Genomic DNA, 14461 nt, shown 5'->3' on the forward strand with positions numbered 1-14461 from the left:
CCGGCCGGGGCACGGGTGAAGCTGGAGATCAAGGACGTTGTCAAGGATTTCGTGACCGCCCGCGGGACGACGCGTGCGCTCTCCGACATCAACCTGAGCATCGTCGAGCAAGAGTTCATCTCGCTGATCGGGAGATCCGGTTGCGGGAAGACGACGCTGCTGCGAATCATCGCTGGGCTGATACCGCCGACGTCGGGCGAGATCAGAATCGGCGGAAAGTCGCTGTGGTCTGGCGCAGTCGTCGATTCCTCGGTGATCACGCAGCTGGGGGTCGTCTTCCAGGACGCCAACCTCTTCCCGTGGTACAACATCATCGACAACGTGTCGCTGCCCTTGCGGCTGCGCGGAGTCTCCAAGACCGACCGGCATCGACGGGCACGCGAGCTGATGGAGCTCGTCGGGCTGGAAGGGTTCGAGAAGTCCCTTCCTCGGGAATTGTCCGGTGGCATGCGTCAGCGGGCGGCGATCGCGAGGGCACTCAGCTACGATCCCGAGCTGCTGCTCATGGACGAGCCGTTCGGAGCGCTGGATGCATTGACCCGGGAGCGGATGAATCTGGAACTGCAGCGGATCGCGGCAGCCATCAAGGCGACCGTGGTGTTCGTCACCCACGACATCGGCGAAGCGGTCTTCCTCGGCAGTCGCGTCGTGCAGTTGACACCGAGGCCGGGGCGCATCCAGAACATCACGACGGTCGGCATCCCCCGTCCACGCCCGATAGAGGCCCAATCGGATCCGCGGTTCGTGCAGGCCGTGCGCGACCTCCGGATCGCGCTGGATGAAGAGGTGTGATGATGGTACGCAGTGAGCGGTGGCAGAACATCGCGAAATGGGGGGCCACCCCGGCGATTCTGATCATCGTCTTCGCGGTGTGGGAGATCGTCGTCCGCGCCTTTCACGTCAATCCGCTGATCCTGCCGGCGCCGAGTGAGATCTTCGTGCGGCTGGTCGAGATGCTCAAGGGTCCGACGATATGGCAAGACGCGCAGACGACGGCGACCGAGGCCGTCGTGGGTTTCGCGATCGCCGTGTTCGTCGGTGTGATCGCCGGCGTCATCCTCGGAAAATCTCGGCTGCTGGAGATCAGCATGCGCCCCCTTGTGGTCGGTTCGCAGGTGGTGCCCAAGGTCGCGCTGATACCTCTTTTCGTCATCTGGTTCGGATTCGGGATCAGCTCGAAGATCATCATCGCGGCACTGATGGGGTTCTTCCCGATCATGCTCAACGTGCAGCTGGGCGTCCGATCGGTCGACCCGGGGCAGCGGGATGTCATGCGGAGCCTGAATGCATCGAAATGGCACACGTTCCGACACCTGGAGCTGAAGAGCACCCTTCCCTACGTCTTCGCAGGGATGGAGGTCGGCATCGTGTTCTCCTTGATCGGGGCGATCGTCGGCGAATATCTCGGCGGCAGCGTCGGCCTCGGGTACGAATTGGTGCAGACCCTCAACAACCTGGATGCTCCGGGCCTTTTCGCGGTGATCCTGTTGCTGTCGGCGCTGGGCCTGATCCTCTATTTCCTGGTCACCGTCGCGAAGAGACTGTCGATCCCCTGGCACGAGTCGACCAAGGTCGAGTGAACCTTGCGATGACAGACGCACTGCGGGAGGCGTGAGCACGCGTGATTGACGGTACCTTCTCCGACATCTGGCAGGCAGTGGCCCGCGCCGAACCCGACCGGCTCGCGATGGCGACACCGTCGGGCCACCGCTTCACCTACGGTCGGTTCGCGCGCGAGGCGCGTGGCCTGGCCGCACACTTCAGCGCCTGCGGCCTGCGCCCGGGCGACCGGGTGGGCATCGTGCTGTACAACCGGCCCGAGTTCCTGACCACGCTGTTCGCATGCCTCGCGCTCGGGTTGACCCCGGTGCCGATGAACTTCCGGTACCGCAGCATCGAGTTGGCGGCGTTGCTGATGGACTCCAAGCCTCGTGCGCTCGTGTATGCGGCATCGTTGCGGAACCTGGTCGCCGAGGCGACCGGCATCGCGCGCGGCGACATCCATCTGGTCGAAGTGACTGACGTATGGACCCCGCGTGCCCACGCCACACCATGGGCCGAAGCGATCGCAGCCGGCGGCGCACTGCCCGATCGCGCACCTGCCGATGGTGAGATGTGGATCTACACGGGTGGCACCACCGGCCAGCCCAAGGCCGTGCGCTGGCGCGTCGTCGACATGTTCCGCTCGAAGCTGTTCAGCATCTACGACATGAACGGACTCGCGCAACCGGCATCCTTGGACGAAGCAGTGGCGACCGCGCTGCAGTACGACCATGCCCAGCTCGTCAACCTGCCGCTTGCGCCGTTCATGCACGGCACCGCCATGTCGTTGGCGATCAATGCTCTTGCGGTCGGTGGCGCCGTGCTCGTCACGTCGTCGCTGCGGTTCGACGCCGATGCGGCCGTGCGGTTGGCCTTGCAGGACCGGGCGACGCAGATCGTGGTCGCCGGCGATGCCGTCGCCATGCCGTTCGCCGATGCCGCCGAACGGATGGGAGTGACCCTCCCGCTCGTGCGCGCGATCGTCAGTTCCGGCATGCGGTTCAGCACCGCGACCAAGCGGCGCCTGCACCGACTGGGCGACCTGACGATCCAGGACATCATCGCGTCGTCCGAGGGCGGCGGCTTCGCGGTGACCGTCACGACCGGCGTCGACGACCTGCCCGGTCGCGCGCGTTTGTACCCCGACGCCGTGGTGCTGGATGAAAACGGCCGGCCCGTGGACGATCGGGTCGGTGCCCGTGGCATGCTCGCCCGCTCCGGCACGATCCCGATCGGCTACTTCCGTGACGAAGAGAAGACCGCCGCCGCATTCCCCGTCATCGAGGGAGTGCGCTATGTCATGCCCGGCGACTGGGTCGTCGTCGAAGACGACCGGCACGTGGAGTTTCTCGGCCGTGGCAGCGCCGTGATCAATTCCGGAGGCGAAAAGGTCTACCCGGACGAGGTCGAGGAGGCACTGCTCGCCCACCCGGCGGTGCGCGATGCGGTCGTCGTCGGTGTGCCTGATGAGCGGTTCGGTGAGATCGTGGCCGCTGCCGTCGTGCTCGGCGAGACGGATTCCGCCACCGGGGACGACCTCGCCGCATGGGTCGGCGGGCGGCTGGCCGCATACAAGAAGCCGCGGGCGGTCGTGTTCCGCACCGGGATCGCCCGCGGAGTGACCGGAAAGATCGACCTGGCCCGACTGCGCGCCGAACTCATGGATGAGCTGAACGAGCGCGCGGCCACGTCCCCCTGACCGTCTGGATTTTCACTGGGCGAAAAACCGCGGCTGTGCGGATCGCAGCCGCACTAGCGTTGCCCATACCCCGACGACGATGTGGAGGACCTGCGATGACGGCGACGGTTCCGGTTTCGGCGGCGATCGGTCGGACCCTCGCCACGCTGGGCGCGGCACATGTCTTCGGAGTGGTCGGCAGTGGAAATTTTCACCTGACGAATGCCATGGTCGACACCGGGGTGCCATTCACTGCAGCGCGCCATGAGATGGGTGCCACGGTCATGGCCGACGCGTACTCCCGCACGTCGGACCGTGTCGCGGTCGTGTCGCTTCATCAGGGCTGCGGGCTCAGCAACGCCCTCACCGGCATCGCCGAGGCCGCGAAGTGCCACACTCCTCTGCTCGTGGTCACCGGCGACACCGCCACCGGCGACGTGAACTCCAATTTCCATGTCGATCAAGATGCCGCAGTGCGAGCCATGGGGGCGACGGCGGCGCGGGTCTACTCGGCAGAGACCGCCGTGGCCGACACCGCCCGGGCATACATTCGCGCCGTCACGGAGCGCGAGACCGTCGTGCTGTCCGTGCCCGTCGACATCCAGGACCGCATCGTCGAGTTGGATGAGACGTCGATCACCCTCCCACGCGTGCACCGCGCGGGCCCGTCGTCGCAGGCGCTCACCGACCTCGTGGAGCTGCTCGCCGGCGCCCGGAGGCCCGTCATCCTGGCCGGACGCGGTGCTCGGCACGCCAAGACCGAGCTCGTGCGCCTGGCCGATCATGCCGGCGCCCTGCTGGTCACCTCGGCGGGCGCGCGCGGGCTGTTCGCCGACCAGGAGTGGGCGCTGGACGTCATGGGCGGGTTCTCGACCGAGGGCGCGGCCGAGCTCATCGCTGCCGCAGACGTCGTGGTCGGTTTCGGGGCGTCGCTGAACAAATGGACCGGGCGCGACGGAGCTCTGATGCGCGGCGCAACCGTCGTGCACGTCGACGACCGGCCGGCGGCGATCGGGCGGCACCGCGACGTGGCCCTCGGCGTGATCGGCGACGCGGCGATCGTCGCCGCGCTGGCCGCGGACCAGCTGGAACAGCGACCGCGCAGCGGCACGCATCGCGGGTACCGCACGGCTGACGTCGCACGGCGGGTGCACGCCGCACGATACTGGCGCGACCAGCCGTTCGAGCCGCTGCGCGACCCCGGCTGCATCGACCCGCGTGAGCTGACGAACCTGCTGGACGAGCTGCTGCCGGCCGAGCGGATCGTCGTGCCGGACGGCGGCAACGTGAACTGCTATCCCGCCGGCCACCTGCGCGTGCCCGACGTTCGTGGATTCTGCTTTCCACTCGCGTTCCAGGCGATCGGGATGGGCATCGCCGCCGGCATCGGCGCCGGCATCGCGCAGCCAGGCCGGGTGCCGGTCGTCGGCACCGGCGACGGGGCGTTCATGATGTCGCTGGCCGAACTCGACACCGCGGTCCGTGCGCGCCTCGGGCTCGTCGTGATCGTGTACAACGACTCGGCGTACGGCGCTGAGGTGAACCTGTTCCGCCCCTACACCGACGACCTCGACATCGTGCGCTTCCCGGACACCGACATGGCCCGCGTCGCCCGAGGGTTCGGCGCCGAGGGTGTCACGGTGCGCGAGATTTCGGACCTCGGGCCGGTGCGGGAGTGGGTCGACGGGCCCCGCGACCGGCCGCTGGTGATCGACGCGAAGATCGCGACGTTCCCGTCGTGGCTCATGGCGCAGAGATACGTCCTTGCCGAAGACGCCACACACAACGACCTGTCGAGCGAGCTGGCGTGACGTGACGGGCGTGGCGGCGAGGAAGAAACCAGCCGAAGGGAAGGCGGATACAATCATGTACATGAGCGACGTCGTCGACGACACCGCTGTTGAGCCCCCGCACGATCGGGAGCGGCCCAAGTCGACTGTGGACCGCACGCTGCTGATCCTCGGCACCTTCCAGAACAAGCAACGACGGCAGACGCTGTCTGAGATCGGTCGGTCGACGGGCCTGCCGATCGCCACCTGCTACCGCATCGTGCAGCGTCTGGTCGAATGGGGCGCTCTCGAGAAGGGCGAGGACGGCCGGTATTACATCGGCCTGCGCCTCTGGCAGGTCGCCGCCCTCGCGCCACAGCCGTCACGACTGCAGCGGGTGGCGCGGTCATTCATGCAGGACCTGTTCGAAGCGAGCGGTCACACGACGCACCTGGCCATCCGCGACGGGCTCGAGCTCATCTCCGTCGAGCGGTTCCAGGCCGGCCACCGGCCGGTGCCCAGGCCGGTCGTCGGGGGCCGCTACCCGATGCACGCGTCGGCGATCGGGCACGTGCTGCTCGCGTATGCGCCGTACAAGATCCGCCAGAAGGTGCTCGAGGGGCCGTTCGAGCGTTTCACCAGCCGCACCCTGACCAATCGCGCCGATGTCGAGCGTGTGATCGAGCGGGTGCGACAGGTGGGGTACTCGATCTGCGATCGGCACGTCGATGAGTTCCACTGCAGTGTCGCGGCCCCGATCCTCGGCCAGAGCGGCGCGGTGGTGGCGGCACTGTCGGTCGCGTTCACGGACCGCGATGTGAACCCGCTCACGCAGGTCGACCTGGTGCGGGTCACCGCACGCCGCATTTCACTGCAGCTGAAGTCCGCAGGGCATTCGCAGCAGGTGTTCCCGGCCGCGTGAGGTTTTCGGCGGGTGGAAAGCGGTAATGGCTTTGGGCACTGCGGGTGCCAGGCTGCCGGTGGTTGTGCGCGCCGTGTGTGCGCCGTGGAGTGGGAGTGAATGCACCGATGTTTCTGACAGACGAAGAGAAGAGCATGCACGCGGGCGACGAGGGCGACGCCGTCGCCGCCGCGATGGACCTGCTCATCCGCTACGGCGACGCGCTCGGCGCGGAGCGACTGTGCGAGACCCGGAATGTCGCCGGCACCATGACGCAGCCCTCGCCGGCCAAGGCCAAGCTGTTCGCCGAAGGCGGCTGGGCCAAGTCCTATGCCGTCATCAATCTGGACTGCGACGACGACATCGAGATCCCGCGGATGAAGGTGCCGACCTGCCAGCTGCAGCACGGCTTCACGGAAGAGATCAAGGGCCTGTCCGAATACCCGCTGCGCAACATCGAGCTGCAGGGGGACGCCGAGTCGTTCTTCAGCGCGCGCGGTGTGAACGTGCTGGCCACCTGCACCCCCTACCAGGTGGGCAACCTGCCGGTGCGCGGCGAGCACTGCGCCTGGATGGAATCCTCGGCTGTCGTGTACTGCAACTCGGTGCTCGGCGCCCGCACGAACTGCGAGGGCGCGGCATCCACCGGTGCGGCCGGCCTCACCGGCAAGATCCCATACTGGGGCAACCACGTGCCTGAGAACCGCCACGCGACACGACTGGTGCGCGCCCAGACTCGGGTGGAGTCGATGCAGGACTGGGGCATGTTCGGCTACTTCGTCGGGGATGCCGTGCAGGAGGAGCGCCCCGCCGTGGTCGGCGACCTCGGCCAGCCGGTGCTGGACGAACTGAAGCACTTCGGCGCGGCCACGGCCACGTCGGGCGGCGTCGAGATCTACCACATCCCCGGGATCACGCCGGAGGCTCCCACCCTCGAGGCCGCGTTCGGCGGCCGGCCGGTCCCGGCGGCGATCGACTACGGGCCCGCCGAGCGGCAGGGCGTCTACGAAGCGCTGAACTCGCAGGGGGAGAGCGACGACGTCGACTTCATTCTGCTCGGCTGCCCGCACGCGTCGCTGTCGCAGCTGGCAGAGATCGCGCGGCTGCTCGACGGCAAGCGGCTGAGCACGTCCACCGAGCTGTGGATCATGACCCCCCGTGCGCTGCGCTCGGTGGCCGACCGCAACGGCTACACCGCGGTGATCGAAGCCGCCGGTGGCAAGCTGCTCACCGACTCGTGCCCGGCGATGTCGCGCACCGCCCCGCCCGGAACCCGGGTGTTCGCCACCGACTCGGCCAAGCAGGCGCACTACCTGCCGGCGATCCTCGGCATCGAGGCATGGTTCGGCACGCTCGACGAGTGCATCCAGGCGGCGCTGACCGGGCGCTGGCGCGGCGAACTGACGGCCGCGGCATGAGAAGCCGCCCCTCGAGCGAGCCGAGGACTTCTGCCCGGGCGAGGATGCCTCGGCCCGATCCGGTCCTCGCTTCGGCCGATCCCCTCGGCCGAGCCGAGGAGAAGCCCGCAGATGACGGGGACGCACGCATGAGCGGGCAGACACCGGTCGGGCAGGCACCGGTCATGCGCGGCCGCGGTATCGTGTCGGGCGTCGTCGTCGCCGAGGCGCTGGTCACCGGAGACGGCATCTCGGGATGGGGCGGCATCGATTCGTCCGACGGCATGATCGTCGAGCGGCGGCACGAGCTGGTCGGGCAGTGCTTCACCGGCAAGGTGCTGGTCTTCCCCAGCGCGAAGGGCTCGTCGGGGTGGTCGGGCCACTTTCAGGCCACCCGGCTGATGGGCACGGCGCCGGCGGCGATGGTGATCAGCGTGATGACCACGAAGGCCGCGCTCGGCGCGATCGTGACGCGCGTGCCGACCGTGATCGCCGCCGAGCCGGATCCGGTCACGACCATCCGCACCGGCGACCTGGTGCGCGTGGACGGCGATGCGGGCACCGTCGAGATCCTCTCGCGCGCGAGCGTCGAGGCGGAGTGAGCCGCCGGCGCGTCAGCGGGTGAACGCGCTGCGCCCGGTCAGGGCACGGCCCACGATCAGGGTGTTCATCTCGCGGGTGCCCTCGAACGTGTAGACGGCCTCGGCGTCGGCGAAGAAGCGCATCGCGTCGTTGCCCAGCAGCAGTCCGTCGCCGCCCATGATCTCGCGCGCGAGCGCGGCCGACTCGCGCAGCCGGTCGGCGGCGATGCGCTTGAGCAGGCTGGGTGTCACGTCGTCCTGGATCGGGTGCGTCGTCGTGCGCACAGCCAGCGCGAGGGTCTGCGCGATGCCTGCGGTGATCTGCACGAGCTTGTCCTGGATGAGCTGGAAGCCCGCGATCGGACGGCCGAACTGCTTGCGCTGCTGCGCATAGTCCAGCGCGGCGCGATACGCGCCCAGCTGCATGCCCGCCGCAGCCCACACAATGGTCGTGCGCAGCTGCCGGAACGCGCGGTTGATGTCGGCGAAGGACTCGATCCGCGGCAGCCGGCGCTCTTCGGAGACGGCGACATCGTCGAGCACGATGTCGGCGTTGTGCACGAGGCGCGCCGCACCCTTCTGCGCGATGACGCTGCGCCGCACCCCGGTGGCGTCGGCGGGCACGACGAACGCCAGCACGCGCTCGCCGCCGTCCTCGCGGGCGATCACCACGACGTTGTCCGAGATCGTGGCGTTGCCGATCCAGCGCTTGGCTCCGGTGATCACCCAGCCGTCTGTGGTGCGCCGCGCCGTGGTGGCGAGCCCCCCGGCGACATCCGACCCGTGATCGGGTTCGGTCAGGGCGAAGCAGCCGGTGAAGGTGAAGTCCAGGATGCCGGCATCCCACGCCGCGATCTGCTCGGCGCTGCCGCCGGCATGGATCAGCGTGCGGAACATGCCGACCTGCCCGCCGTAGGTGATCGAGACGGCGAGGTCGAGCCGGCACAGCTCGAGCGTCACGAACCCGCGGTACAGCGCGCGCAGCTCGCCGTCATCCGCCATCAGCACTGGATCGTCGAGCAGATGCAGCGCCGCCAGCGGGGTGCGGAAGTCGGCGAGGTTCTCGCCGCGCTCCCATCGCTCGGCCAGCACCGGGCGCACGTGCTGGTCGAGATATGCCCGCAGCGCGGCCAGCTTCGCGCGCTCCGGCTCGGTCAGGTCGGCGGCGAAGCCGAGCAGGTCGCCCGGATAGTCCAGTGCGGTCATGTGGGTTCCTTCCCCGCTCGTCGGGCCCGACGAGGTCCTCCGTCGGAATCGAAGTGTAGACCACCGGAATTGTCTGCTGGGCTCCGGCATTTTTCGCCGCTCACCGGATGACCTCATGCGCGCTGCCCGTGCCGGGACCGCCGAATCGCACCGAATGCACCCCTCGTCTTTCGGTCGATGAAAACCGATGCGCATGTGCCGCGCCATCCTGCCACGCTGATCCTGCACGTGGAAACATATCGAGCGAGGAGGCTCCGACATGACGCAGGAGTTGGTACTGGACCCCACCGGTGCGACGGCGGGAACCGCCGACAGCACCCTGTCGGCGCGCACCGCGTCGCTGCGCGGATTGACCATCGGGCTGCTGGACAACACGAAGCCGAACACCACCGACCTGCTGCATGTGATCGGCGACGAGCTGCAGCGCTCGTACGGTGCGGCCGGCAGCAAGCTGTACACGAAGGACTACTTCGGCACCCCGGCCTCAGCCGAGCTGCTCGAGCAGATCGTCGGCGAGGTCGACGTGCTGATCACCGGCGTCGGGGACTGCGGATCATGCAGCGCCGCGACGGTGGCCGACGGCATCCAGTTCGAACGCGCCGGCATTCCGACGGTGGCCATCACGTCGGACTCGTTCTACCCCTCGGGGCGTGCGATGGCGCAGGTGCAGGGCTTCCCGGGCTTCGACTTCTACGCCGTGCACCACCCGTTCGCGAGCCTGACCGCCGATGAGGTGCGCGAGCGTGCGATGACCGCGCTGCCCGAAGTGCTGCGCATCCTCGGAGTGGAGAGCTGACATGGGCACCGCCATCCTGACCGACGGCCTCATGGTCGACGCCGACGCCATCGCCGACGCGATGGAGTACTACGACCAGCGCGGCTGGACCGACGGCCTGCCCGTCGTCCCGGTCACCGAGTCGATACTGGCGGCCTTCCTGGCCGCCACGGACCGCGACCCCGACGACGTGCTGTTCACGATTCCGCACCTGAACCGTTCGATCACCGTGCGCCTGGCCGCCATCAATGCGGCGCTGGCCGGATGCCGCCCCGAATACCTGCCCGTCGTGATCGCGGCGTGGGAGGCGATCGCGAAGGAACCGCACCCACACCGCGGCATCTGGCAGTCCACCACCGGCACCGCACCCTTCCTCGTGGTCAACGGGCCGATCCGCGAGCAGATCGGGTTGAACTCGCAGGGCAACATCTACGGGTCGGGCTTCCGCGCCAACGCGACGATCGGGCGGGCCATCCGGCTCGGCTGCATCAACGTGTTCGGTCTGCACCCGCACCTGCTCGACCAGGCCACGCAGGGCACGCCGGCGAAGTACTCGGCCTGCATCGGCGAGAACGAAGAGCAGAGCCCCTGGCCGCCGTTCCACGTGGACAACGGGTTCGCCGCGTCGGACAGCGTCGTCACCGCCTACGTGATCCGCTCGGTCATGCACATCGAGGCGCGTCACACGATGGAACCCGAGCAGCTGGCCGAGGACTTCGCCGACAGCATCCGCCGCACCGGTTCTCTCATCCACGAGTACACCAGCGCACTGCTGGTGCTCGTCCCCGAGCACGCCGAGCTGTTCGCCGCGGCCGGCTGGAGCAAAGACGATGTGCGGCAGGCCGTGTTCGAGCGCGTCGTGCGCCCGCGCGCCGAGCTGGCCGCCAGCGGCAAGGACGCCGTCTCGCACAAGACCCGCTGGCGGCTGTCGGCGCAGCACCCCGACGCAATGCCCGACACCACCGCCGGCACCGACACGCCCGACCTGGTGCCGCTGCTCAGCTACCCGACCTCCATCCAGGTGATGGTCGCGGGGGCCAACAACGCGGGAGTGTCGTCGGTCGTCGAGGTGTTCACGCTGAACCCGCCACGGGACACCCCGTACTCGATGTCGAAGATCGGAGCGCGGCCGTGACCGCGCCGATCGACGCGGGGCGCATCGACGCGGCGCTGCAGGGTTTTCGCGACATGATGGGCGCCGACGGCTACCTGCTGCAGTGGGAGAGCGCCGGCGATGACCGCATCGTGGTGACCATCGACGCCACCGAGGACGCGTGCGCGGACTGCCTGGTGCCGCAGCCGGTGATGGAGGCGATCATGTCGTCGGCGCTGGCCGACACATCCGTGACCGTGGAACGGGTCGTCCTGCCGGCGAGTCACTGACTGACGGGGCGCACCCGCGCCCGGCGAATACAGATGCGGCGATGTGGCCGTGATGGAGGAGATCAAGATGGTGGACCTGCGCAGCAACTTCTCGCCCTCATCGGCACTGGGCATCGCCCGGCGCGCGGAATGGCGCCCGCTGGGCATCCGGGCCGACGAGCTGCACAAGCCGAAGGTGGCGATCGTCAACAGTTCGTCGGATCTGGCGGCGTGCTTCGCCCACCTGGACGACATCGTCCCGGTGCTCAAGAAGGAGCTTCGCGCGCTGGGCGTGCTGCCGTTCGAGATCCGCACGGCGGCGCCGTCCGACTTCATCACGAGCGTCGGGCGCGGCGGCAGCTACATCCTCTCGGCCCGCGACCTCATGGTCAACGACGTCGAGGTCGCCGTGGAAGGCGCCCAGCTGGACGCGATCATCGCGCTGAGCTCGTGCGACAAGACGACGCCGGCGCACCTGATGGCGGCCGGACGGCTGAACGTGCCGACCGTGATCATCCCGTGCGGCTACCAGCACAGCGGCATGGCGGAGGGACGCGAGGCGGACGTCGAGGAGATCTTCCTGCAGGCGGCCATGGCGGCCGTCACGAAGGAGCCGACCGACCACCTGCAGGAGATGGCCGACGACGCCATCCTGAGCCCGGGGGTGTGCGCGGGGCTGGCGACGGCCAACTCGATGCACATCGCCGCCGAGGCGCTCGGGATGGCGGTGCCCGGCGCCGCGCCGGTGCGTGCGAACAGCGAGCGGATGTGGGACAACGTGCGCCGCTCGGCGGCCGCGCTGGTGGACATGATCCAGCGCGACATCCGCCCGCGTGACATCATCACCGCCGCCTCGATCCGCAACGCGGTGCGCGCCATGCTCGCCGTCGGCGGATCGACCACGACGATCAAGCACCTGCAGGCGGTGGCCGTCGAGGCCCACGTGGACGTCGACGTGTGGGAGGCGTTCCGCACCCTCGGGCGCTCCACCCCGGTGCTGTGCTCGGTGCGCCCCAACGGCACGACGCTGACCGAACAGTTCGAGGATGCCGGCGGGGCTGCGACGATCCTGCGCGAGCTGATGCCGCTGCTGGAGGGCGACGCGCTGACCATCACGGGCCACACGATGGCCGAGAACGCGACCGCCGCGGCGCCCGCGGACGGCGACGTCATCCGCACGATCGACACGCCCTACAGCACCGACCCGGCGATCGTGGTGCTGCGCGGCACGCTGGCGCCCGACGGCTCGGTGGCCAAGCGCCCTGTGCCCGATTCGGGGACCAAACAGTTCACCGGCCCGGCGCGGGTGTTCGACAGTCGCGAGCAGGCGATCGCAGGCATCTCCGACGGCCGGTTGCAACCGGGCGACGTCGCCGTCATCCGCGGCATCGGCGCGGTCGGCGGACCAGCCCTCGGGTTCACGTCATCGTTCATCTTCGCGCTGAACGCGCGGGGCCTGGCCGACAAGGTCGCGTTCGTCACGGACGGGCAGTTCAGCGGGCTGGTCAACCAGGGCATCACGATCGGCGAGGTGTCGCCGGAGGGCATCGCCGACGGTCCCCTGGGACGCGTGCGCGACGGCGACGAGATCGCGATCGACCTGGCCGCGGGCAGTCTGGACCTGCACGTGCCGGCGGATGAGGTCGCCGCGCGTGACGTCTATGTGCGGCCGGAATCGGCCGATGCCGGCGGGGGCTACCTCGACCAGTATCGGGAGCTGGTGCAGCCGCTGTCGTGCGGCACCGTGCTGGGCTGCCGTGCCTGCGGGCTGTGCGAAGGTCACCACACGGCGCCGCTGCCGGCCGCAGTCGGCGGAGGGGTGACGGCATGAGCGCGGATGTCGTGCTGCCCGAGCGCAGCGCGCCGGTGATCGGCGAGTACGACGTCGTGGTCATCGGCGGGGGCCCCGCCGGGCTCATGGCCGCCACCGCGGCCTCCCGCGCCGGCAGCTCGACGCTGCTGATCGAACGATACGGCTTCCTCGGCGGCGCCGGCACGATGGGCGGACTATCCACGTTCTGCGGCCTGCACGCGCGCGTGCACGGCGAGGACCGCCGCGTCATCCACGGGTATGCCGATGAGCTGCTGGACCGGTTGGAGGCGCTGGACGGGCTGAACCCGCCGCACCTGTCGGTGGGCGACCGCATCATGGCGCAGGCCTTCGACATCTCGGCCTACAAGATCGCGGCGGACGAGCTGGTGCTGGCGGGAGGTGCCCACCTGCTCTTCCACAGCACCGCCACCGGCGTCGTGATGGGCGAAGACGGCACCATCGACGGCATCGTCATCGAGTCCAAGTCGGGCCCGGGCGTCGTGCGGGGGCGATTCTTCATCGACGCATCCGGTGACGCGGATGTCGCGGTGTGGTCCGGAGCCGCGTACGAGAAGTCCGAGCACCTGCTCTACCCGTCGCTGATGTTCCGCATCAACGGCGTCGACCCGGTGGCCGCGGGGGATGCCTGGGTGACGGTGCGCCGGCTCATGGAGGAGGCCGAAGCCGCCGGCACGCACCATTTCCCGCGCAAGAAGCCGATCGTGCGGCCGCAGCGCAATCCGTTGGAATGGCGGTCGAACCTGACCCAGCTGAGCAACCCCGACGGCTCCGCAGTCGACGGCACCGATGTGTTCCAGCTCACCCACGGTGAGATCCAGGGCCGGCAGCAGGTCAAGGACGTGTTCGCGTTCATCCGGGAGAACACGCCCGGCTTCGAGGACTCCTACATCGTCGACCTCGCGCCGCAGATCGGCATCCGCGAGACGCGGCGCATCGTCGGTCCGTACCAGCTGACCGAGGCGGACGTGCTCGGCTGCGCGGACTTCGCCGACACGATCGGCGTGAACGGCTGGCCGGTCGAAGCGCATGTGCAGGGCGACGTCGAGTTCCGCTTCGCTTCGCCCGACTCGCGCGGGTTCAATCAGCTGCCCTACCGCATGCTGGTGCCCCAGCGCGTGGACAATCTGCTGGTCGCCGGCCGGTGCGCCTCGATGACCCAGCTCGGGCAGTCGTCGGGCCGAGTGACCGGGCCGTGCTTCGTGATGGGCGAGGCCGCCGGTCTCGCCGCCGACCTGGCGCTGCACGCGGGTGTCGCCGCAGGCGACGTCGACGTGGCGGCGCTGCAGTCCCGGCTGACCGAGACGGGGGCCTATCTCGGGACGGACCTGTAGGAGGCTCTCGGGACGGACCTGTAGGAGGCGGGGCGCCGCGCGCTGATGCCTTGGGCCCGCACCCTGAGTGCCGAGCCCCGGGTCC

13 protein-coding genes are annotated in these 14461 nt (G+C 69.0%); 12 read left to right on the forward strand and 1 reads right to left on the reverse strand.

The features are described 5' to 3' along the window. Positions 1–15: 15 nt before the first annotated feature. The 7 genes from ABD705_RS07620 (at position 16) to ABD705_RS07650 (ending at position 7889) form a co-directional block, all read left to right on the forward strand. Complete coding sequence (locus tag ABD705_RS07620) at positions 16–792, forward strand: ABC transporter ATP-binding protein (RefSeq protein ID WP_344782193.1); 777 nt, start codon at positions 16–18, stop codon at positions 790–792. Continuing rightward, positions 792–1580 (forward strand): ABC transporter permease, encoded by a 789-nt coding sequence (locus ABD705_RS07625; RefSeq protein WP_344782195.1) that lies wholly within the window; start codon positions 792–794, stop codon positions 1578–1580. The genes ABD705_RS07620 and ABD705_RS07625 overlap by 1 nt, the downstream gene beginning before the upstream one ends. Before the next feature lie 41 nt (positions 1581–1621). Continuing rightward, positions 1622–3241: an AMP-binding protein gene (locus ABD705_RS07630; RefSeq protein ID WP_344782197.1), complete on the forward strand. Its 1620-nt coding sequence runs from the start codon at positions 1622–1624 to the stop codon at positions 3239–3241. 95 nt (positions 3242–3336) lie between these two features. Continuing rightward, positions 3337–5031 (forward strand): thiamine pyrophosphate-binding protein, encoded by a 1695-nt coding sequence (locus ABD705_RS07635; RefSeq protein ID WP_344782199.1) that lies wholly within the window; start codon positions 3337–3339, stop codon positions 5029–5031. Positions 5032–5092: 61 nt separating this feature from the next. Continuing rightward, positions 5093–5911 carry an IclR family transcriptional regulator gene (locus ABD705_RS07640; RefSeq protein ID WP_344782201.1) on the forward strand — a complete coding sequence of 273 codons (819 nt, stop codon included), beginning with the start codon at positions 5093–5095 and terminating at the stop codon, positions 5909–5911. A 107-nt stretch (positions 5912–6018) separates the two neighbouring features. After that, positions 6019–7308: an aconitase X gene (locus tag ABD705_RS07645; protein WP_344782203.1), complete on the forward strand. Its 1290-nt coding sequence runs from the start codon at positions 6019–6021 to the stop codon at positions 7306–7308. Positions 7309–7436: 128 nt separating this feature from the next. Further along, positions 7437–7889 (forward strand): aconitase X swivel domain-containing protein, encoded by a 453-nt coding sequence (locus ABD705_RS07650; RefSeq protein WP_344782205.1) that lies wholly within the window; start codon positions 7437–7439, stop codon positions 7887–7889. 12 nt (positions 7890–7901) lie between these two features. On the opposite strand, the gene ABD705_RS07655 is transcribed toward ABD705_RS07650, so the two are convergent. Next, complete coding sequence (locus ABD705_RS07655; protein ID WP_344782207.1) at positions 7902–9074, reverse strand: acyl-CoA dehydrogenase family protein; 1173 nt, start codon at positions 9072–9074, stop codon at positions 7902–7904. A 259-nt stretch (positions 9075–9333) separates the two neighbouring features. Here ABD705_RS07655 and ABD705_RS07660 point away from each other — a divergent pair, with 259 nt between their 5' ends. The 5 genes from ABD705_RS07660 to ABD705_RS07680 are packed head-to-tail and all read left to right on the forward strand — an operon-like array spanning position 9334 to position 14376. After that, positions 9334–9870 carry a UGSC family (seleno)protein gene (locus ABD705_RS07660; RefSeq protein ID WP_344782209.1) on the forward strand — a complete coding sequence of 179 codons (537 nt, stop codon included), beginning with the start codon at positions 9334–9336 and terminating at the stop codon, positions 9868–9870. Between the two features lies 1 nt (position 9871). Next, on the forward strand, positions 9872–10984 hold the full coding sequence (locus ABD705_RS07665; protein ID WP_344782211.1) for a hypothetical protein: 1113 nt from the start codon (positions 9872–9874) through the stop codon (positions 10982–10984). Continuing rightward, on the forward strand, positions 10981–11232 hold the full coding sequence (locus tag ABD705_RS07670; RefSeq protein ID WP_344782213.1) for a hypothetical protein: 252 nt from the start codon (positions 10981–10983) through the stop codon (positions 11230–11232). Before ABD705_RS07665 ends, ABD705_RS07670 begins: the two co-directional genes overlap by 4 nt. Before the next feature lie 52 nt (positions 11233–11284). Then, positions 11285–13042: a dihydroxy-acid dehydratase domain-containing protein gene (locus ABD705_RS07675; protein WP_344782215.1), complete on the forward strand. Its 1758-nt coding sequence runs from the start codon at positions 11285–11287 to the stop codon at positions 13040–13042. Then, positions 13039–14376 carry an FAD-dependent oxidoreductase gene (locus ABD705_RS07680; RefSeq protein WP_344782217.1) on the forward strand — a complete coding sequence of 446 codons (1338 nt, stop codon included), beginning with the start codon at positions 13039–13041 and terminating at the stop codon, positions 14374–14376. Before ABD705_RS07675 ends, ABD705_RS07680 begins: the two co-directional genes overlap by 4 nt. The last annotated feature ends 85 nt before the right edge of the window (positions 14377–14461 follow it).

The organism is Microbacterium kribbense, assembly GCF_039537285.1.
GTDB classification, from domain to species: domain Bacteria; phylum Actinomycetota; class Actinomycetes; order Actinomycetales; family Microbacteriaceae; genus Microbacterium; species Microbacterium kribbense.